At 59.9% G+C, this 19,532-nt stretch carries 17 protein-coding genes and 1 tRNA gene; 9 read left to right on the top strand and 9 right to left on the bottom strand.

Features of this window, described 5'->3' with window-relative positions:
• Complete coding sequence (locus ACNKU3_RS18115; RefSeq protein ID WP_418260967.1) at positions 1-2,097, bottom strand: choice-of-anchor F family protein; 2,097 nt, start codon at positions 2,095-2,097, stop codon at positions 1-3.
• 205 nt (positions 2,098-2,302) lie between these two features.
• On the opposite strand from ACNKU3_RS18115, the gene ACNKU3_RS18110 reads away from it, so the two are divergent.
• Positions 2,303-3,007 carry a Crp/Fnr family transcriptional regulator gene (locus ACNKU3_RS18110; protein WP_418260966.1) on the top strand — a complete coding sequence of 235 codons (705 nt, stop codon included), beginning with the start codon at positions 2,303-2,305 and terminating at the stop codon, positions 3,005-3,007.
• 100 nt (positions 3,008-3,107) lie between these two features.
• On the opposite strand, the gene ACNKU3_RS18105 is transcribed toward ACNKU3_RS18110, so the two are convergent.
• Positions 3,108-3,740 (bottom strand): midcut-by-XrtH protein, encoded by a 633-nt coding sequence (locus ACNKU3_RS18105; protein ID WP_418260965.1) that lies wholly within the window; start codon positions 3,738-3,740, stop codon positions 3,108-3,110.
• A 67-nt stretch (positions 3,741-3,807) separates the two neighbouring features.
• Positions 3,808-4,116 carry a sulfotransferase gene (locus ACNKU3_RS18100; RefSeq protein WP_418260964.1) on the bottom strand — a complete coding sequence of 103 codons (309 nt, stop codon included), beginning with the start codon at positions 4,114-4,116 and terminating at the stop codon, positions 3,808-3,810.
• 343 nt (positions 4,117-4,459) lie between these two features.
• Here ACNKU3_RS18100 and ACNKU3_RS18095 point away from each other — a divergent pair, with 343 nt between their 5' ends.
• Both ACNKU3_RS18095 and ACNKU3_RS18090 read left to right on the top strand, forming a co-directional pair.
• Positions 4,460-6,145 (top strand): hypothetical protein, encoded by a 1,686-nt coding sequence (locus ACNKU3_RS18095; RefSeq protein ID WP_418260963.1) that lies wholly within the window; start codon positions 4,460-4,462, stop codon positions 6,143-6,145.
• 586 nt (positions 6,146-6,731) lie between these two features.
• Positions 6,732-8,528, top strand: a complete 1,797-nt coding sequence (locus ACNKU3_RS18090) for an ABC transporter transmembrane domain-containing protein (protein ID WP_418260962.1) — start codon at positions 6,732-6,734, stop codon at positions 8,526-8,528.
• Here ACNKU3_RS18090 and ACNKU3_RS18085 read toward each other — a convergent pair.
• The gene (locus ACNKU3_RS18085; RefSeq protein WP_418260961.1) at positions 8,494-9,009 is read right to left on the bottom strand and encodes a PepSY domain-containing protein; all 516 of its coding nucleotides are present in this window, start codon (positions 9,007-9,009) and stop codon (positions 8,494-8,496) included. The two genes, ACNKU3_RS18090 and ACNKU3_RS18085, sit on opposite strands and share 35 nt — an antisense overlap.
• 469 nt (positions 9,010-9,478) lie before the next feature.
• Between ACNKU3_RS18085 and ACNKU3_RS18080 the strand changes: the two genes are divergently transcribed.
• Both ACNKU3_RS18080 and ACNKU3_RS18075 read left to right on the top strand, forming a co-directional pair.
• Positions 9,479-10,501 (top strand): alpha/beta hydrolase family esterase, encoded by a 1,023-nt coding sequence (locus tag ACNKU3_RS18080; RefSeq protein ID WP_418260960.1) that lies wholly within the window; start codon positions 9,479-9,481, stop codon positions 10,499-10,501.
• A gap of 29 nt (positions 10,502-10,530) precedes the next feature.
• Complete coding sequence (locus ACNKU3_RS18075) at positions 10,531-11,388, top strand: PA4780 family RIO1-like protein kinase (protein ID WP_418260959.1); 858 nt, start codon at positions 10,531-10,533, stop codon at positions 11,386-11,388.
• A 105-nt stretch (positions 11,389-11,493) separates the two neighbouring features.
• Here the strand turns inward: ACNKU3_RS18075 and ACNKU3_RS18070 are convergent, their stop codons facing one another.
• A complete protein-coding gene (locus ACNKU3_RS18070) occupies positions 11,494-12,222 on the bottom strand; it encodes an NYN domain-containing protein (protein ID WP_418260958.1) in 729 nt (242 codons plus the stop codon).
• Between the two features lie 289 nt (positions 12,223-12,511).
• Between ACNKU3_RS18070 and ACNKU3_RS18065 the strand changes: the two genes are divergently transcribed.
• On the top strand, positions 12,512-13,669 hold the full coding sequence (locus ACNKU3_RS18065) for an FAD-dependent oxidoreductase (RefSeq protein WP_418260957.1): 1,158 nt from the start codon (positions 12,512-12,514) through the stop codon (positions 13,667-13,669).
• Between the two features lie 246 nt (positions 13,670-13,915).
• Here ACNKU3_RS18065 and ACNKU3_RS18060 read toward each other — a convergent pair.
• The 4 genes from ACNKU3_RS18060 to ACNKU3_RS18045 form a co-directional block, all read right to left on the bottom strand.
• A tRNA-Pro gene (locus ACNKU3_RS18060) sits at positions 13,916-13,992 on the bottom strand.
• A gap of 112 nt (positions 13,993-14,104) precedes the next feature.
• Complete coding sequence (locus ACNKU3_RS18055) at positions 14,105-14,275, bottom strand: hypothetical protein (RefSeq protein WP_418260956.1); 171 nt, start codon at positions 14,273-14,275, stop codon at positions 14,105-14,107.
• Positions 14,276-14,371: 96 nt separating this feature from the next.
• A complete protein-coding gene (locus ACNKU3_RS18050) occupies positions 14,372-14,581 on the bottom strand; it encodes a cold-shock protein (RefSeq protein WP_418260955.1) in 210 nt (69 codons plus the stop codon).
• Positions 14,582-15,332: 751 nt separating this feature from the next.
• Positions 15,333-15,896 (bottom strand): HdeD family acid-resistance protein, encoded by a 564-nt coding sequence (locus tag ACNKU3_RS18045; protein ID WP_418260954.1) that lies wholly within the window; start codon positions 15,894-15,896, stop codon positions 15,333-15,335.
• A 218-nt stretch (positions 15,897-16,114) separates the two neighbouring features.
• Here ACNKU3_RS18045 and ACNKU3_RS18040 point away from each other — a divergent pair, with 218 nt between their 5' ends.
• The 3 genes from ACNKU3_RS18040 to ACNKU3_RS18030 all read left to right on the top strand — a co-directional run bounded on the left by ACNKU3_RS18040 (position 16,115) and on the right by ACNKU3_RS18030 (position 19,532).
• Entirely contained in the window at positions 16,115-17,284 is a 1,170-nt protein-coding gene (locus ACNKU3_RS18040) for an FG-GAP repeat domain-containing protein (RefSeq protein ID WP_418260953.1), read from the top strand.
• 273 nt (positions 17,285-17,557) lie between these two features.
• Positions 17,558-17,737, top strand: coding sequence for a hypothetical protein (locus ACNKU3_RS18035; RefSeq protein ID WP_418260952.1), 180 nt, complete (start codon positions 17,558-17,560; stop codon positions 17,735-17,737).
• Positions 17,738-17,954: 217 nt separating this feature from the next.
• The gene (locus ACNKU3_RS18030; RefSeq protein WP_418260951.1) at positions 17,955-19,532 is read left to right on the top strand and encodes a tetratricopeptide repeat-containing sulfotransferase family protein; all 1,578 of its coding nucleotides are present in this window, start codon (positions 17,955-17,957) and stop codon (positions 19,530-19,532) included.

The following is a 19,532-nucleotide window of genomic DNA, read 5'->3' as shown; positions in this document are numbered from 1 at the left end:
CTACTTGGCAGCTTTTTTCGGCAGTTTCGGTGTTACCGTCGATGTAGCAGTCATTGCGTCGACCAGGATACCGTCATTCAGTTCCGGCGCCACGTAAATGCCTGCGGTCCACTCAACAGTTTGCGCTACCGCGGGATCGGCCAGACTGGCGGTCCAGCGGAAGGTCGCCAGGTCCTTGCTGCCGGGGTCAAGGGTGAACGCAACGTCGGCGAAGCTGTACTCGGTACCGTCACTGGCGAGTCCGGTCAGGCGGACCACACCGGAAGCAGATTCCAGGGTCTGGTGATCGTTCTCGATCCGTACCTTGATGGTCCTGGACAGCCCGTTGAGGACCGACTCCGGCGCGTCAACGCTGAGCACTGACAGGTCGTAGGAGACCGGGGGATCTGCGGGTTCTACCGCTGTCGTAGTCGCCGTCAGCAAATCTTCGTCCGAGGTAGTGTAGGCCATGGAGATCACTGTACCTGGTTCGGCGTCTTCTCCGTAACTGGAGGGCAGGAGGGCCGCAAACACACCGCGATCCTCACCCAGTTCGTACAGGGTTACCGTCTCCGCAAATTCCCCACCAACGGATATGTCGACATTCACTTCATCGATAGCCGTGGGGTCGAGGTCGGCAGCGGCGTCACCCACCCTTGCTGTGAGCATCTCCCCGATTTCGAAGACCGGGCCGGGTTGCAGCATGACAGATGCTTCCGCACCGTAGGCCAACCAGGGCTCGGGAGTCACCTGGGTGTACACCCCGGAGCCTGCCGGATCTTCAACTACGTAGGGCGGGAAAGCCGCCTCCGGATCGTCCTCAGGCAAGGCTGTGGGTGATATGCGGATGGTAAATGCCTCGCCGGGGAATGTTTCGATATCGCCTACAGTCACGATGTAGTTGAGGCCCACGTTGACCAGGTCGTCGATCACAGCCACAGTGTAAAGCAGGCTGTTGGCGTAGCCCTCGATCACCGCGTCGTCGACGGCGACAAACTTGTCGGCGACGCCGCGCATCCAGCCGAGGTCTTCAGTCGCCGGGTTGTAACCGTACCAGGCCACCAGCACCGCGTCGGTGTCCGGGTTGCCGTCGTCGTCGAAGAAAATGCCGTAGGGCAGCGCGTTATTCGGCAGCCAGTAGCCAAACTGGTTCATCGCCTCTACGCCCCGCGGCAGTTCATCATAGTTACTGCCCAGACGCCGGGTTGCGTTAAGGCTGGTGGTACCGAAGTTGCCGGCATCGGTGCCATATTCATCGATGAAGAAACCTGCACGGGTCTTGTCATCGTAGAAGCCGACCTGCCCGTGATTGTCCAGGGGGCCGAACAACCCCGCGGAGAAATTCGCCAGCTGGGTGGCGTCCCACAGGGTGTCGGGCACCGAGAGGCGAAGGTCCGCGTCTCCGGCAGAAATGAACCCACCGCCTACCCCAAAACCAACCTCGATAGTGAATCCTGTCAGCCGGCGATTGGTCCAGTTGTTGATTTTCTGGAAGACCTCGTACTGGCGCGCCGCGGCATCGGGCTCATCCTCGACATTGAACACCAGGTCGACGCTGCCGTTCCCCTCTTCCAGAATCTCGGGCAGCATGGCGACCTTGAAGCGCTTATGGGTCTGGTAATCACTGCTGCAGATCACCGGGTCGGGTTCTTCGGTGCTGTCGAGATAGGCGCCATCAATATAGGCGGTGGACATAATGCAATTGGCAGGGCGTCCGTTTTTGACCTCCAGGTCATCGTTGATCACCTTGATAGTCGAGGGCTCCCCAATGGGCCAGTCCTTCGCCATCACACGACCGACCACAGAGCTCCCGTTGGAGACTGCTGCGTAATAGGTATGGTCGCTGCCGGGCGCGAAATCGTAGGAACCGGATGACTCATCGAACGTGGATGTCGTGTAACCGCCCTCCCCGTCACTCATATAGATTTCGACATTGTCGAGATTCCAGCCGCCAAACCCGTAGGCGATACCGGCATCCGCGCCGCCCGTACCCTTGGCATTGGTGGTAACAGAAGTAATCTTGCCCGCCATGACCGGCGAGGCGACGACCAGCGCACACGCCGAGCCCGCCACCGCCAATTTGACGCAGCGCGCCAGCTTCTTAACTGAAGAATTCATCGAAAGGTTCCTTATCCCCGGTAGATCGAAAAAAGCACTGATGGCTTTTAATGCAATTTATTTGCAATAGATAAGAAACTATCATTTATTCTCTGGAGGAAAATGACGGCGATCATTTTTTGAGCGGGATTCGCGATTTCGTTGATCCAGATCAACGGCGTTATGGCAGAATCAACACCGATGCAAGTCAACCGCGGGTGACCCCATGAACCGGCCTTCCAAAGGCAAGGAAACCCCAAGGCACTGTGATGCCGACACCTGGCGACATGCCGACTGTGGCAGTTGCGTGGTGCGCCAGCGGATGCTTTTCGCGGGCGTTGACCTGGATGCGGCTACCCACCTGCTGCAGTCGGTCGTCCACTCCTGGCACCAGGCCGGAGCTGCCCTGTATTTGCTGGGAGACAATCCCCAGTATGTGTATTCCATTCGGCGCGGCGTGGTGAAGCTTTCACTGATGACGGCCGATGGCGAATTGCGCAGTGTGCGCCTCGCCGGCCCGGGCACCACGATAGGGCTCGAGGCGCTGACACAAACCCGCTACCAGCATACAGCCGAGGCGTTGACGCCTGCCGATATCTGCCGGATCCCGGTCCGGTCGGTCAACCAGCTGGCGATCGAACAACCGCTTCTGTGCAAGCAGCTGATGACCCAATGGCAGGAACAACTGGCCCAGGCCGACACACACCTTCTGGAACTTGCTACAGGACAATTGGCTGAGCGCGTCCGAAAATTGCTGCTTATGATCGACGCACTGTGCAAAAAGGGGGGGACTGCCTTCGTGCTTCCCTCCAACCCGGATTGTGCGGCGCTGGTCTCCGCGCGGGTGGAGTCAGTGAGCAGGGTGATGGCCGAACTCAAGCGGTCCGGGTTTCTACACCGGGAAAACGGGGGCGGCTGGACCCCTGCCTGAAGAGATGGTCCGCCAATTACCCCAAAGGTCGGGGGCTAACTCCGGCAGTCAGGCTTCAGCCGCTATTCACTGAAGCCCAATTGACTTTAAGGCTTGGCACTCAGGGAGGATTGGGGCAACCGAAGCCATCCACCCCAAAACCCTGGTCGCCCTGGGCCGGGCAGGCATCGACATTGTCCAGGAAGCCGTCGCCATCCGAGTCGACGACTGCCGGTGTACATTGGAAATCGGTAAAGCAGCTTTCCAGCGGGGCAAGTACCGTGCCCGCCAGGCATTCACCGGCGGGGGCGTTGGAGGAACAATCACTGGCCACGTTGATGGAATCGATCACCAGCTCAGCGCCGCTGGTGTTGAGCAATTCGAAGCCGCCAGTGGGGAGTTCAATGGTATCCCCCGCCGAATTGCCCAGGTTGATGATAGCGGCGACGGCAACAGCGCGCTGAATATAGGTGCCGCTGGCGAAAACCGTAGCGGTTCCACAGACCGCCAGCAGGAGACCGAGGCAATGCCGGCGCCCGTACTTGCGCAGGGCACGAACACCGAGCAGCAACAATGACGCCCCGATAATGACCAGCAGGATACCCGGGAGAGGTACTGCCTCAACTGCAGCGCCACCCGGCAGCCCCACCAGTGAGGGCGTATAGGTCAGCGAGCCGGCGCTGGTTTGTGCTACCGCGGAACTGGCCGAAAACAGGGCCACCCCTGAAGCAAGGAGCTTTTGTATTGTTTTCACTATTCCGCTCCCCTGACAGCAATGCATCGATCATGCCGCAAAAAGCCCGGGACCAGAACTTCCGGCCTCATGAACTACGGTAAAAAGGCGCCTTAAAAGCCAAATACGTCGCCGAACCCCCTGGCAATGATCTCGCGAATGATTTCCTGGGTGGCTGCGGTATCGTTATTTGCGGGGAACGGCCCATCCGGTATCGGCACCCCGAGAAACTGGTACAGGCGGGAAAGTCGACCGTCCCTGCGAAGCCTTCGAACAGGGCGTCCCAGTCAGGTTTGCCGGCGAGCGCATCCACCCACTGATGCCAGTGCGCCGGACCGCGCGGGAAACACTCCACCATGTGATAGCAGGGATCGAAGCCCAGTTGTTCCAGCGCCACCAATACCACTGGTGCCGAAGGGTTCTACCAGATCGTGCGATTGTACAAACAAACTTCACAAGCGCCACAAAATATCAGGCACTTCTACTTTGCCCGATTCAACAACTGGCAGAAAACTTGGAGCAAGAGGGGAATACAAGCACAGTGCGACATGAGGAATACAACCTGGTCGCTAGATTCTGGCAACTCGAACAATTGAGAAGTCGAGAAAGGAAACCTCAAACCAGGCTATGATTAAATATTTGGGTGAATCCAGATAGAGTGTACGATATTACTTTGGTCCAAGCACAGCGGCCAGCGTAAGTAAACACTCAACCAACTGACCAATACGGCACAATTCCGGATGAAAGACTTACAAAAGCCTCTATCTACCGAAGGAGCTAATCCTCCGGCGGTTAGTCTAGCAGACCGAGGCGATGACGGTGATTTCACAGAACTGAAGCGCCATTTGAAGGGGTTTTTTCTCGGCCACGAGGAAGTATTCCTATTAATCAGGCCTGCAGACATAGCCAGCAAGGGGCAACTTCAGCAATTACTCCAGCAGATAGCTCAATCTGCACCTGTGGTAATCCTGGATGCCATGGATCTCTCAGAGACGAGTCTGTTCCAGCGTACATTTCAAGCCTTTGATGCTGCCGAATGCCCAAGCAACTTCGACGCCAAGCTTAAACTACTGGGAAGTATTTTAAGTTCTTATGAACGTGCATTTTTGATAATAGAGAACGCGGAGGAGCTGGATACGGCTTCACTTTACGACTTGAAAACCCTCTCATATCTGCGTACGGGCCAAGGGCCCAGGTTACAATTCATTCTATTAGGCGACGACACGCTGCCACAAAAGATAGCGGAATGCCCCATGTCCAAGAACCATCTATGGCGCATATCGCAATACAATCTGAATCTATCCGCCTCCCGTTCAATCGGATCATTGAAACACCATGATAGCGTGGACTGTGCACAGAATAATCTTGAATCTGCGCAGGAGGAGCAGGTTAACGACCACAAACCCACAAAAAAAAACGTGCCTTTACCTGACAATTCATCTACATCAGATCCTGCTGGCCAAAATGACCTAGTTGAGAACGCAGATAAGCACGCGACGTATTTGCCACCGAAAATACTCCAAGACTCCTATTTTCTTGAGCTAAAGAGATCCTCTTCCAACCCCGGAGTTTCAGACGAAAATTCCAGTAGTGAACGTACGCAGCTGGATTCTTCTTTTAAAGGCGCGAAAAGACGGCTTAATGCTTTAACCAACAACCTACCAGCATCCTTACTCCACTGGCGCACCCCTGTGTTTTGGTTTGCTCTCCCAATAGTAATGCTCGTCGCTTTCTGGGCCGGAAAGCAATTCGGGGGGAGTGCAGTGAAGGAATCTCCTGTGCTCGAGTTGGATCATCCCGCTGGAAATACTGGTCTGACCACACCTTCCCTCCCACCGAACGTATCAATAGATATCCTTAAGGGAACTGCAGCCCCTCCCGGCTCTACCGCCTCTACTGCAAAAAATTCGTCTCATGCAGATAATCTGGCGAGCGCCAATTTAAATGAGACTGACGATTCTAGCGCGGTTGAATCAACAGAGAATATCGTCGCGGGAAGGTCGGTGTCTACTGTAATACCTGAAACGAATGCTGCCTCAACCAACCTCCCTGAAGCTGATGAATCAAAAAAAAGTCAGGAATTGAAACAGCGTATTGATCTACTTCTCGCCGCTGGCAATGCCTCGCTCGATCGCGACCATTTGTTGACTCCTTTTGAGGTCAGCGCTTGGAAATACTATCAACAAGTCATGCAAATCGACCCAGGTAATGCAGCGGCCGAGCAGGGAATAAAAGATATCGTGAGCCGTTATGGTTGGCTGGTGATGGACGCGATTAAGCGCAAGGATTTTGACAATGCGCAACTACTGCTTGATCGGGGATTGAGAATTTCTGATCGAGACCCCTTATTGACAGCTTTACAGAAAGAATTGGATACGGAGCTGAATCCGGGGTCGGAGCGGACGGCGGCAGATTCTTTGGAATAAGCGTAAAATTTAATAGCGACAACTGCCAATAGACACCTGGCTTCGTACTGGATGCAATATAAGCAGGGTCAAGAAATAGACCTGAGTCCGTACCGAAGAAGTCCTGAAAAGATCAGGACCGGAGGCGACGCTTACCCTCTTTCCGTCAATGCGTACCTGGCAAGGACTCATCTCGCCATAATCCTCTTCATGGGAAACTGGACCATATCCGGGAAACCGGCCAACCAAATCGCGTCACCCGCACCCCGCAGCTCTTCCTACTGATCCGCTCAAATCTTATTCGTGTTGATACTCTGCGAGTTAAGACTTTCGGCTCTTCGCTTCTCTATTGAGCGGCTCACCATATATGCTTCAGAGAAATATACTGGAACTACCTTCTGTTTTTGGCGCGCCAATAACCAATTCGCTGACGACTTACCCGTGCATTATTCACTGGTACTGGCATCATGGACAACGTGTAATTACTTGAAGTCCATCCTCGCGTGACGCAATCCCGACAGAATTATATCGGCGCACAGTGAAGCACGAGGTTATCTGGATTTGACACGCCGGCTGATACAACTATCAACTGAGAAGTAGCCTGCTTATGAGTGCAAGCGGTAAACCCCGAAAACTTTCATCCTTGAAGAAGCTGATGCCTTTCATACTGCCCTATCGACGGCAGGCCACAGGCGCAGCCGCCGCACTGGTGTTTACCGCGGCCATCACCCTCACCCTGGGCCAGGGCGTAAAGGCGCTCATCGACCAGGGCTTCGTCGCGGGCTCGATGGGAAACCTCAACAGGATCACCCTGGTGATGATCGGCCTGATCATCCTGATGTCCGCAGGTACCTTTATTCGCTTCTACCTGGTTTCCTGGATCGGCGAGCGGGTGACCGCCGACCTGCGCAAGGCGGTGTTCGATCATATTGTCGCGCTGCACCCGGACTACTTCGAAACCAACCGCAGCGGCGAAATCATGTCGCGACTCACCACCGACACCACGCTGCTGCAGAACATCATCGGCTCCACGGCGTCCATGGCGCTGCGCAGCACCCTGACCACCATCGGCGGCCTGGCGATGCTGGTGATAACCAACCTGAAGCTCAGCCTGATCGTCATCACCTGTGTGCCGTTGATCGTACTGCCGGTCATCCTGTTTGGCCGCCGGGTGCGCAAGCTTTCCCGGCAGAGCCAGGATTCCGTGGCGGATGTCGGCAGCCACGCCGGGGAGACCATCCAGCACATCAAGACCGTACAGAGCTATACCCGCGAGGACGCCGAGCGCCAGGCCTTTGCCGCCGATGTCGAGCGGGCCTTCCACATTGCCCGGCGGCGCATCCGGCAGCGCGCCCTGCTGATGCTGACGGCGATCCTGCTGGTCTATGCGTCCATTACCGGCATGCTCTGGGTGGGCGGCAGCGACGTGTTGCAGGGCACGATGACCGCCGGTGAACTGGGTGCGTTCGTGTTCTACGCCATTATCGTCGCGGCCGGCGTCGGCACCCTCTCCGAGGTATTCGGCGAACTGCAGCGGGCCGGTGGCGCCACCGAACGGCTGATGGAGTTGCTGGCAGTGCAATCCCACATCGCCGAGCCGGCGCAGCCCATTGCGGATGTCGCCAGCCTGCCGGCTACCATGGCCCTGCAGAACCTCACTTTCCACTACCCCTCGCGCCCGGACACGGCGGCACTCCACGCCATCAACCTGCATATCGAAGAGGGCAAGAGCCTGGCGCTGGTCGGCCCCTCCGGGGCGGGAAAGTCCACGGTATTCGAACTGCTGCTGCGTTTTTATGACCCACAGGAAGGGGCGATCCTGTTTGGCGGCAGGGACATTCGCCAGTTCCGCCTGCGGGACCTGCGCTCGGCAATCGCCCTGGTGCCGCAACAGCCCGCCCTGTTCACCGCCGATGTGGCCTACAACATTCGCTATGGCCGCCTCGACGCCAGCGACGAGGAGGTCATCGCGGCGGCCAGGGCCGCCTACGCGCACGAGTTTATCGAGCGATTGCCACAGCAGTACCAGAGCCATCTCGGCGAGAAAGGCGTGCGCTTGTCCGGCGGGCAGCGCCAGCGAATCGCGATTGCCCGGGCGATACTCAACAACCCCCGCCTGCTGCTCCTGGACGAAGCCACCAGCGCCCTGGATTCAGAGAGCGAACAGAAGGTCCAGCTGGCCCTGGCGGAACTGATGCACAACCGCACGACGGTAATCATCGCGCACCGCCTGTCCACGATTCAGCACGCTGACCGCATCGCGGTCCTGGATCACGGCCGGGTTGTCGCCACCGGTACGCATGAAGAGCTGCTGCAAAGCTCGGAACTCTACCAGCGCCTTTACCAGCTCCAGTTCCGCGAGGTGGAGGCTAGCCCAGCAGAAGCACCGCCAGCGCCACTGTAAATCCCGCCGCGGCGAACTTGAGGCCGGACCGGAATGCCGGCGCCTTCGGTATGAACATGAAAAACCCCGACACGGCAAAGAACAGCAGGCCAGCGCCGAAGAAGATATTCATGAAAAACAGCGGGCTGTTGACCGTCGCCTTGTGCAGGCCGACCATCTTCTGCAGGACCCAGGGGTACTGCTTTTTGGTGACGCTGGCCAGGCCGCTGCGCTTGTCGTAGCTGCCCTGTTTGAACAGCAGCGCTTCCGCGGTGTCTTCCTGTACCGCAAAGTCCTTGATTCTCAGGGCCTGCCCCAGCTCCTCGGCGGTCAGTGCCGGGTCGAGCTGTTTCTCTTCAAGCTGCTCGTATTTCAGGAAATCCGTGGTGCGAAAGATCATGAGTACGCCGCTGCAGGCGTAAATCATCATGATGCCGGCGAGGAAGAAGCCCAGCAGGCGATGGTATTTCCTGAAGGTATTGGCGGTTTTGAGACTTGTCATGGTGGGTGAATCACTATTGGTCAATGGGATTACAGCGGGGGGTACAGGCTAAAGCTACCGGATTACAGTTGTTGGTGATGCCCCTCGTTCCAGGCCGAAGGGATGGATTCTAAAGCATTTTGTCGAGATAGTGACCAATCGCCTTGCCGATCCGACAGGCCCGGCCTGGCAATGTTCGCCAGTGGACTGCTGGCCGCCGCTTTCTGGCGCCGGCGCAGCCGGGGATAGGTCGCGCCGGGAAATTCGAGCCTCACGGATACCGGGCACCGCAAACTGCACGGGCATCAGCGCTCCGCTGAAGCGGCAATAGTGCCCGCCGTACTACTTTCTTCCCGGCCATCGCCGACAGTATGATTAGCGTGAGTGGGCGCTCCGCCGCAAGCGCCCCGAGGCCGGCGGGGTCTGCTACAGCACCCTGCTTACTCCCACGAGGCGGCCCGTCAAACGGGACCAGGAACACACAATAATCATGGCCGTACATACGCCGCACAGGAAGTCTGGTTACGCGCTTTACAGCCAGGTGGCTGTGCTCGTACTCAGCCTGGGCGCCTGTGGCAGCAACAACGACAACAACAACGGCGACAACAACCCGGAACCGGTACCTGAGCCGGGCCTCGTCAGTTGCGCGGATACCGCCAGTTGCGCCTCCAATCCACCGCTGGAAATCGGCGGCGAACGGCCCGCCCAGGTGGAGATACCCTCGAACTACGACCTCAATACACGCTACCCGCTGGTGATCGTACTGCACGGTTACGGGGTAACGGGCAGCATCGAATCCCTCTATCTTGGCCTCGATTCGCGCGTGGACGACAAGCAGGTCGTGCTGGTCAAGCCCGACGGCACCCCCAACCTGGCCGGAACCCGCTTCTGGAACGCCACGCCGGCGTGTTGCGCGAAGGTGGCCGCCGCCGAGGACAATTCGGGAGAGGATTACACGCAGATCGACGACGTGGCCTACCTTCGCGGCCTCATCGAGGAAGCTGCCGCCACCTATAGCATCGACACCGGCCGGATCACCCTGTTCGGGCACTCCAATGGCGGCTTCCTGGCCCTGCGCATGGTTTGCGAGGCCGCCGACTACGTCACCGCGGTCATCAGCCTGGCGGGGTCGACCTTTGCCGATGCCGCCAGCTGCGCGCCCGCCAGCCTGCCCGTCAGCGTGCTGCTCCTGCACGGCACCCTCGACGAGACCATCGCCTATGCCGGCGATGAAATTCTCGGCGAGGCCTTCCCCGGGGCCCAGGAAACCGCCATGCGCTTCGCCGGGCTGGGGGGCTGCGATGACAGCAACCCCGCCCAACTCGGCACCGCCGATGTCGTCAACAGTCTGCCCGGGGAGGAAACCTCGATCATTGGCTATACCGATTGCCAGCCGGGAATCGATGTCGAACTGTGGACCATCGTCGACGGGCCGCACATCCCCCTTCCCTGGGTTCCCGCCGCCATCGACAACTTTGTCGACTGGCTGCTGGATCACCCCCGGCCGAACTGAGAACGCCAGGCAAGGAAGCCCTTACGGACATGAAAACACCCAAACGCCTGCAACCCCTGATCGACGACGGCATTATCGATGAAGTGCTGCGGCCGCTGATGAGCGGCAAGGAGGCCGATGTCTTCGTGGTGCGCTGCGGCTCCCGGCAGCGCTGCGCGAAGATCTACAAGGAGGCCTTCAAGCGCAGTTTCAAGAAAGCGGCCCAGTACACCGAGGGCCGCAAGGTGCGCAATTCGCGGCGCGCCAGGGCCATGGAAAAGGGCTCCCGCTTTGGCCGCAGGCAACAGGAGGAGACCTGGCAGAACGCCGAAGTAGACGCGCTCTATCGCCTCGCCGGGGCCGGGGTCAGGGTGCCGCAACCCTACGGATGCTTTGACGGCGTCCTGCTGATGGAGCTGATCGTCGATGACAGCGGCGACGTGGCCCCGCGGCTGAACGATGTGACGATGCCAGCGGAGCAGGCCCGGGAGGACCACGCGCTGGTCATGCGCTATATCCTGCGCATGCTCTGCGCGGGACTCATCCACGGCGACCTGTCCGAGTTCAACGTGCTGGTCAACGAGGATGGACCGGTGATCATCGACCTACCCCAGGCGGTCTACGCCGCATCCAACAACAATGCCCGGGCCATGCTGGAGCGCGACGTCAACAACATGACCGAGTACTACGGCCAGTTCGCCCCGGAGCTGCTCGACAGCCACTATGCCCAGGAGATCTGGGCCCTCTACGAAGAGGGCAACCTGCACCCGGACCAGCCCCTGAGCGGCCAGTTCGAACTCGACAGCCACACGGCGGATGTCGATGCGGTCCTGCTCGAGATCAAGGCGGCGCTGGCCGAAGAAGAGGCCAGGCAGGAGCGCCTGCGGGATGCGGATCAGCCCGACTAGCAGACCGGGCGGCCCGCGCGGCAGCAAGCCCTAAAACCCCACACCGTTACAAGAACCCGCGGCATTGCCCGGGCTCCAGCCCGAACCGGCCGGGCTTCCCGGCGCTCAGCTCTTCGGATCCCTGATGTACATCGCGGTACCGTTGCGCAACTCGCTCTTGAACAGCTCCGTCGCCTTGATCAGGTCGCTGATCTTCCGGTAACCGTAGTTGATCGAAGAAAAGGAACTGTTGTTGTTGGCGATATAACTGCCCACCTGGCCCATATTGGCCCAGCCGTCGTCGCCGGCGGTCTGGTCGACAGCGGTGCGCAACAGTTTCACCAGCGCGCTGTCCTGCCGCAGCTTCGCCTTGGAGGTCTTCTTCACCGGGGCGGGCGTTTCTGAATCCGCGCCCTCGCCTGACATGAGGTTTTCGATATAAATGAACGGCGAACAGCTGTCGACAAAGGGCTGCGGAGTTTTTCTCTCACCAAAGCCGTAGACGGGGAAACCGCTTTCCAGGATACGCAGCACCAGCGGGGTGAAGTCACAATCACTGGTCATCAGCGCGAAGGCGGTCACATTGCCGCTGTAGAGGAGGTCCATGGCATCGATGATCATGGCCGAATCGGTGGCATTCTTGCTCTTGGTATAGGCGAACTGCTGCATGGGCCGGATCGCGTGCGGGTGGAGTTTCTCGGCCCAGCCGGACAAGGAGGGGTTGTTCCAGTCACCGTGGGCGTGGCGCACGTTAACCGTGCCGTGCTTCGCGAGTTCCTCGAGCACACCTTCGATGGCCTTGTGGCTGACATTGTCGCAATCAATCAACAGCGCGATTCGTTTGGTTTCCTGCACACGGCCTCCTCGCCAATGCGTTTCAGGGCCCGATAGCCCCGGAGCAGAATACTACTTCATGCGGTGGACAGCGAGGCCGGGGCCACGCCGGGGGCAGGGATTCCCTCACGGCCCAATTCTTGCTTTTGGCTCTTGCAGCAAAGCATAGCGCAGCCTGGCAACTGACGGACGCCGGCGCCCAATTGGGATACACCGCCCGTGCAGGGCCGCGCCGCAGACATTCCAACAAAGCTTATCAATACCACTGAAACCTCCTACCAACCTGAACCAGACCAAGGAATACGCGGGAATGAAACGCAGGCATTTTCTGACAGCGGCAGCCGGACTGGGAGTCGCCTCCCTGGCGGGCTGTGCCACTTCAAGCGGCAGCAGGCTATCCAGGGCGCCCCTGCCCGGGGCAACCGGCGACGCCCTGGTGCAACCCATTGGTGCACCCATGCGGCCGATCCAGTCGTCCATGGACCGGGTTACCCGCACCATCGTCGGCCTTCGCCCCTTCCGCAAACCGGGGCCGCGCCTGGAAGCGGTCAAAGTGGGTTCAAAGGATGTGGTCCACAACTACGGCCACGGCGGTGGTGGGGTTTCGCTCTCCTGGGGCGTCGCCGAGTTGGCCGCGCCGCTGGCCAAAGGCTTTGGTCGCAGTAACATCGCGGTGCTCGGCTCCGGCGTCATCGGCCTGTCGACCGCCATCCTGCTGCAGCGCTCCGGCGCACAGGTGGCAATTTACGCGAAGGACTTCCCGCCCTACACCACGTCGAATGTCGCCGGCGCCATGTGGCACCCGGTGACGCTGTTTGAGCGCGACCAGGTGAGCGACGCCACTCTCGCCATGCTCGACCAGGCATCGCGTATCGCCTTCAACCGCTTTATTCGCTATGCCAATGACCCCGCTTACGGCGTCTACTGGATCCGCCAGCATTCCTTCAGCGACAAGCCGCTGGACACCACCTACCCCTACACGGGGGGCGACGACCTCTACCCCGGCCTGCTGCGCAACCAGCCCGGCGGCCCCTTCGGCTTCGCCTATTACGATGCCTACTACACACTGATGATCGACCCCGACATCTACCTTCGCGCCCTGGTCAGGGATTTCATGAACGCCGGCGGCAGGCTGGTGGAAGCCACCTTCGACACGGAGTCCGATCTCGAGGCCCTGTCCCAGGTGACTATCGTCAATTGCATGGGCCTGGGTTCCGGCAAGGTGTTCGGCGACGAAAGCATCATTCCCGCCCGCGGCCAGCTGAGCTTCCTGCTGCCGCAGAACGATATCGACTACGGCTACGCCGGCGTCGCACCGGACCGCGGCCTGCTGTACTCGTTCCCGCGCAAGACCGGCATCCTGCTCGGCGGTTCGGTGGACAAGGGCGACTGGGACCTGGCGCCGCGGCAGGAAGAAGTCCAGCGCATGGTGGCCGGACACGCCTGGCTGGCATCCAGACTGGGCTAGGGGACGGACAGGAAAACTGGTGGTGGCGTAGCGTGCGAACGCCGCTACCTCCGGTGCCGGTGCACTCGGCAGGCACTGCGGCTACGGGGGATGGCACGTCCAACACCCTGCTCGATGCATCTATTTTCTCAGGATTTCAGACCCGCGCGGGGTGTGAAGCGGGGCCGGATGGAGACCTGCGCTGCAACAATGGGGGGGATGCTGCCAGAGTGTGACCGGTGTTTCCGGAATACACCCTTTGTGAAATGGTCGGTGTGAGAGGATTCGAACCTCCGACCCCTTCCTCCCGAAGGAAGTGCGCTACCAGGCTGCGCTACACACCGAAATTTGAGGCGCGCAACTATACCAAAAGGACCCCGATTGGCCAATAGGTATAAAACGCCGATTTAACGGGATGGACCTAACCACCCTGCCCGGGGCTCACCCAGGCCAAACCTACTTCTTTTTTAACCCGCTAGGGGTTTGGCTACCGATACCCGAGGCAATCACCTCGATCTTTTTCCCGGATTGCAGGAATTGCCGCGTTTGTTCCGCGATGGACTGCGATGTCTCGGTAGCAGCTGCCGATTTTTTGGCAGAACTCTTGCGTTCAGGCATTTTTGCCATGCTTTTTCCCGCTCAGGTTAAATAGAAAACGCGCGTTGCGCGCGTCTTCGAAATGGGGAAGGCAGCAGCCCGTGGGCCGCTGCCGGGTGCACCGAATCAGGAGATTACAGTGACGTTTTCAGCCTGGGGACCTTTCTGGCCCTGGGTGATGGTGAACTCGACTTCCTGGCCCTCTGCGAGGGTCTTGAAGCCGGAGCCCTGAATAGCGCTGAAATGAACAAACGCATCCGGACCGGAGGTCTGCTCGATGAAACCGAAACCTTTGGTCTCGTTAAACCACTTTACTTTTCCAGTGACTCTGGACATACCTGTATACCTGTAACTCTAAAAAATAATGAACCCTTGCTGATGAAGGGATACTTAAAGGAAATACTATTTATGTTGTCCAGGAAGGAATGTCACAGGGACTGATCACTAAACTTGGTACACAAATAAGAAATCGAGCAAGTACTGAAGCAGTATAACTGGTTGCCTGCTCAATTTATACACAATTTTACACGTATTGGTTCCGGGCACCCCAGCGGGGAAAGTTATCCTCCCCGTAGCTTGCGCGAGCGAGTACAGGATTAGCCTTGTCCATCAGCGCCAGCGCCAGCGGACTGATGATGACACCGTTGGGGACTGCGCAAGGCCACGCCAGCAAACACGGTGCGAAGGCCGCACTTACGGCACAAGGGTTCTTCCGCAACATGGCTCCTCTCCTTTTCAGGTCGGGCTATTTATTTCAATCGAATCCCGCCAGCCAGCAGCAGGCCGGTGCGAGTGCCACAACAGGTAGTCGCGATTATCCAAAAAAGAGGCAGGAAACCTTTCCACGAGCGCAGCTCGCCACCCCGACACCCTGCCCCCCATCAACGCTCTCTGTCCAGTCATCCTGGTGTATTACTCACTCACGGGGAACCGGCTACAGCCCCCAGGCAATACCCCACAGTCCGCCACGCGCAGATTGGCAGCGCTTCCGCACTACAAGCGCCGTAGCGGGGAAAATACCGATAGCGGAGCCGGGATTTCGCCTGCCGTGGTACTGCGCAGCGCGATCAGCAGCTGTGCCCGCTTGTCAATTACCGCCGCCGGAATCCAGTGTATCGGCCACATTCGCGGCGGCACCGCCTATCGCGACAAGCAACCACCCGGTGGTCAGCAGGCGCACGCCCACCAGGACACCGACGGCCCAGACACCGGATAGCGGGAACTGCTGCCATATGATGAAGCCGAGCAGCAGTGACACGATACCGTTGAACAGCAACCAGCCCCAGCCCTGGCTCGGGCGGGCGGCGAATGCGGTAGCGACCTCGATCACACCGGAGGCTGCAAAGAAGGCCGCCAGTACCAGGGTCAGTGCGGCGAGCGCCTCGGCGGGCTGCATAATCGAAAACAATCCGGCAAACAGGCTCAGCAGGCCGAGGATCACCAGTACAAGACCCTGCCCGAAGGAACCTGTCCTGAATACCAGGGAGAGCTGGACAAGCCCTGCGAACAGCAACAGGCCGCCAATCAACAGGGTAATGGACAAGCCGGCCGCCAGCGGTGCCAGCAGCGCGAGTATTCCCACGACGATGAGCAGTATGCCGGTCAACCTGGCCGACTTGCCGTGTTTGCGTATCACTTCGATAAGGGTCATGGTTGTTATTCCTTCTTTGCAACAGGCCAGCGCTCCGGGGATACTCGATGCGCCTGACACAAAGTGTAGGCCAGAACCCGGGGGACCACCGCCAGCGGTTCAGGTATGAGTGCTTGAGCATCTCCTGCGCAGTGCTGTATGCCATATACTCGCGTGTATCCGGCACCTGTATCCTGCGTTTGCCGCAACCCGCCCCCAGTGAGACTCCGGCTTAAACGATGGAAATTCTGACAGCCGCCTTCTGGCTCAGCCTGTTCGGCGTCGCGCCCCTCTACGAGGATGTTTCACGTACACACCTGCCCTGGCGCGACCTGCAGCAACTCAGCATGGACGTCGCAGCGGCGGACTTTGACGGGGATGGCGATCCCGACCTGCTGGTCGCCAGTGAATTCCGGCCCAACATCTACCTGGTCAACGACGGCAGCGGACATTTCAGCAACCAGAGCGGGCGGATACCGCGATCGGCACACGACAGCGAGGACATCGGCGTGGCGGACCTTGACGGCGACGGCGACCTGGATGTCGTCATCGTCTCCGAGGATGACCGCACCAACGAGTTGTATCTCAATGACGGCCGGGGCAACTTTCACGCCGCCGGGGAACGCCTGCCGGTGGCGGGCGTATCCAACGCCGTGCTGGTGCTCGACCTGGATGGCGACGGAGATGCCGACATGGTCATCGGCAACAACGGCCAGAACACCCTGCTCATCAATGACGGCAGTGGCATGTTCAGGGACGAGACGGCCTCCAGGCTGCCCGCCCGCGCCGATACCACACAGGGCGTGGCTGCTGGCGACCTGAACGGCGACGGCTACAGCGACCTGGTATTCGCCAACGAGGACGCCAACCGCATTCTGCTCAACGACGGCGGCGGCAGGTTCCGCGACGCGCCCCCCGCAACCCTGCCGCTGCGGGCAGAACCCGAGGAATCCCGCGAGGTGGCGCTGGGCGATGTCGACGGCGATGGCGACCTGGACATCTTCTTCGCCAACGTGGAAGCCTTCGTAGCGGGCGCCTTGCGCCAGAACCGCCTGCTGCTCAACGACGGCAAGGGTCAATTCAGCGACGCCACGGCCAACCTGCCGCCGGACAGTGACCGCTCCTTCACCGGCACCCTGTTCGATATCGATCACGACGGCGATCTCGACATCCTCACCGGCAACGCCAACGGCCCCGGTTTCGCCGGCCAGACCCGGTTCCGGGTTTACCTCAACGACGGGCGGGCGCGGTTTGCGGAGCGCAGCGCGGCCATCCTGCCGGCCAGTGCCAGCGGGCGCGGCTTCGACATCGCCTTCGCCGATTTCAATCGCGACGGGGTCGCGGATATCTACCTGGCCAACCGCGGCACCGCGGATATCCTGCTGTTCGGCCGGCAACAGGACCGCTGACAGCCCGCTGCCCCTTCCCTGATCCCGCACTGCCCGCCGCTGCAGCGAGTCGCCGGGGTGCGGGGCATCGACCAGCCCATGGACACCCCCGGCCAGTGGCGGTCCTGCCCGGAATGTCCTATTGGTTCACACTTTCACCAGCAAATTCCGCGATTCCCGTAAAACTGTGACCTCCCTCACTTCCCAATTCTGGCTGCTGCCCCATGTCACTGGGCATACTGGGCCCAGGCAATTGAAAATTCCCGCAAACGTTTATCATCTGGAGCGTTCGTCATGAGCAGTGAACAGCAGTTGCAACCATCGACTCCGGGCGAACTGCCGGCGGAAACGACCACGCAGTCCTTCGGCCAGTTCAACGCGGCGGCATCGGGTATCGAGGAGATCTCCGAGGATGCCTACAAGCAGAACGACGTCTACCGCGCCTGGGAACGCCAATCCGCACTCCGGCGCTAGCGCAGCGGGCGGTCCCTGACAGACTTCCTCACGCCACCTGCCCGGCCGGCGCCGCGAGGCGCCGGGGCTTGTCGCCCCCCCTGTTCCCCGCAACCCTGGACCCCTTCCGGGCACAGCGCACCCAGGACAGAATGTGCAAATCACCGAATTAGTGTAGAACTGCAGCTACAACGGGATAGAATCATCCTGAACGCACCCGCATTTCAGGAGCACTTGATTGAGCTCTAGGAACACTCTTGAGGTGATACGCCGCAAGGCGAGCCAGGGGAAGCACGCCGAAGCCGCCAGCGAATGCCTGGCACTGCTGAAGCAGCAACCCCGCAATATCGAAGCCAATCTCGAGTATGGACATCTCGCGATAGCCCTGCGCCGCCCTGACGACGCGATTATCATCTTCCGCAAACTGCTGGCGCTGGTGCCCGATCACATCGTGGCGCACGACCGGCTCGCTCACCTCTACCGGCAGTCCGGCGATTACTCCAGTGCAGAGAAACACGCCCATTTCGCCCTGCAGCGGGACGCCCGGCTGGTAAACTCGCGCCTCGCACTGGCGGCAATCGCCATTGCGAGGGACGACATCGACCAGGCGCTGGCCATCTTCGAGGCGCTGCGCCGGGAACTCCCCGACGACCTGCATATCGGCATCACCCATGCGGACGCCCTGATCCGGATCGGGAAATTCGAAACCGCCCGGCTCCTGATCCGGCAACTACTGGAAAGCCATCCCGACGGCGCACTGCTGTACCTGCTGCTGTCGCGTACCGGAAAACTGCGGGAGGACAGCCCGGATACCGCCCTGATCCGCGCCCTCGGCAACGGGCGCGGCAAGCTGGTCCACGACTTCAGCAATGCCGAGGACCAGGTGCACGCCTACATGGCGCTGTTCAAGGCGGAATCCGACTGCGGCCACCCGGCGGTCGCTTTCAACTACCTGCGACAGGCCAAGCTGCTGCGCAAACGCCAGTTCCCGCAACAACCGGAACAGGTGTCCCGCCTCTACGAGGAAATCAGGCAGACCTTCAGCTGCAACCTTGTCCATGCGGCGGATGGCCACGGCGCCGCCTCCGACGCGCCTATTTTCATCGTCGGGATGCCGCGGTCGGGCACCACACTGCTGGAAAGGGTCGTATGCAGCCACCCCGACGTCGTCCCCGGCGGTGAGCTGCAGGCGGTCAACCAGGTGGTACAGGAGCTGTGCGCGCACTACGGGGACAACCAGAACGACATCGGGTCGGTACCGCGGATTCCCCCGGACATGTGGAAACAGGCCGGGGAAGAATACCTGCGCCGGGCCCGGCGGCTGGTGGGTGACGCCCCCCACTTTACCGACAAGATGCCGGAAAACTACATGTGGCTGGGTGCCATTCGCGCGATGCTGCCGAATGCCAGGATCATCCACCTCTCCCGCCACCCCATCGACACCTGCCTGTCGATCTACGAGCAGGATTTTGCCACGGCGCGGCCCTGGGCCAACGATCTCAAATCCCTCGGCGCCCACTACCACGCCTACCGGAACCTGCTGCAACACTGGCGCACGCTGTTTGGCGAGCACCTGATCGAACTCGAATACGAGGCGCTGGTTACCGACACGGAAAACATCTGCGCCAGACTCGGCAGGCAACTGGGGCTGCAGTTGCCCCTGGACCGCTTGACTTCCACCCAGGGACAGGGGGAAATGCTGACAGCGAGCATGTGGCAGGCGCGCCAGCCGATTCATAGCGAATCGATTTCGCGCTGGAGGCCGCTGCGCGCGGAACTGCAACCGCTGCTGGACGTACTGGCGCCGGGATCATAG

This window comes from Haliea sp. E17, from assembly GCF_048323675.1.
Classification (GTDB): domain Bacteria; phylum Pseudomonadota; class Gammaproteobacteria; order Pseudomonadales; family Halieaceae; genus Mangrovimicrobium.
Note: the sequence above shows the minus strand (reverse complement) of the source record. Positions and strands in the feature narration are given on the sequence as shown.

Coding starts and splice junctions, on each gene's coding strand:
- ACNKU3_RS18045 (WP_418260954.1), bottom strand. CDS start 15,896: ATGACCCTTATCGAAGTGATACGCAAACACGGCAAGTCGGCCAGGTTG.
- ACNKU3_RS18090 (WP_418260962.1), top strand. CDS start 6,732: ATGAGTGCAAGCGGTAAACCCCGAAAACTTTCATCCTTGAAGAAGCTG.
- ACNKU3_RS18115 (WP_418260967.1), bottom strand. CDS start 2,097: ATGAATTCTTCAGTTAAGAAGCTGGCGCGCTGCGTCAAATTGGCGGTG.
- ACNKU3_RS18065 (WP_418260957.1), top strand. CDS start 12,512: ATGAAACGCAGGCATTTTCTGACAGCGGCAGCCGGACTGGGAGTCGCC.
- ACNKU3_RS18055 (WP_418260956.1), bottom strand. CDS start 14,275: ATGGCAAAAATGCCTGAACGCAAGAGTTCTGCCAAAAAATCGGCAGCT.
- ACNKU3_RS18075 (WP_418260959.1), top strand. CDS start 10,531: ATGAAAACACCCAAACGCCTGCAACCCCTGATCGACGACGGCATTATC.
- ACNKU3_RS18050 (WP_418260955.1), bottom strand. CDS start 14,581: ATGTCCAGAGTCACTGGAAAAGTAAAGTGGTTTAACGAGACCAAAGGT.
- ACNKU3_RS18035 (WP_418260952.1), top strand. CDS start 17,558: ATGAGCAGTGAACAGCAGTTGCAACCATCGACTCCGGGCGAACTGCCG.
- ACNKU3_RS18080 (WP_418260960.1), top strand. CDS start 9,479: ATGGCCGTACATACGCCGCACAGGAAGTCTGGTTACGCGCTTTACAGC.
- ACNKU3_RS18110 (WP_418260966.1), top strand. CDS start 2,303: ATGAACCGGCCTTCCAAAGGCAAGGAAACCCCAAGGCACTGTGATGCC.
- ACNKU3_RS18040 (WP_418260953.1), top strand. CDS start 16,115: ATGGAAATTCTGACAGCCGCCTTCTGGCTCAGCCTGTTCGGCGTCGCG.
- ACNKU3_RS18095 (WP_418260963.1), top strand. CDS start 4,460: ATGAAAGACTTACAAAAGCCTCTATCTACCGAAGGAGCTAATCCTCCG.
- ACNKU3_RS18085 (WP_418260961.1), bottom strand. CDS start 9,009: ATGACAAGTCTCAAAACCGCCAATACCTTCAGGAAATACCATCGCCTG.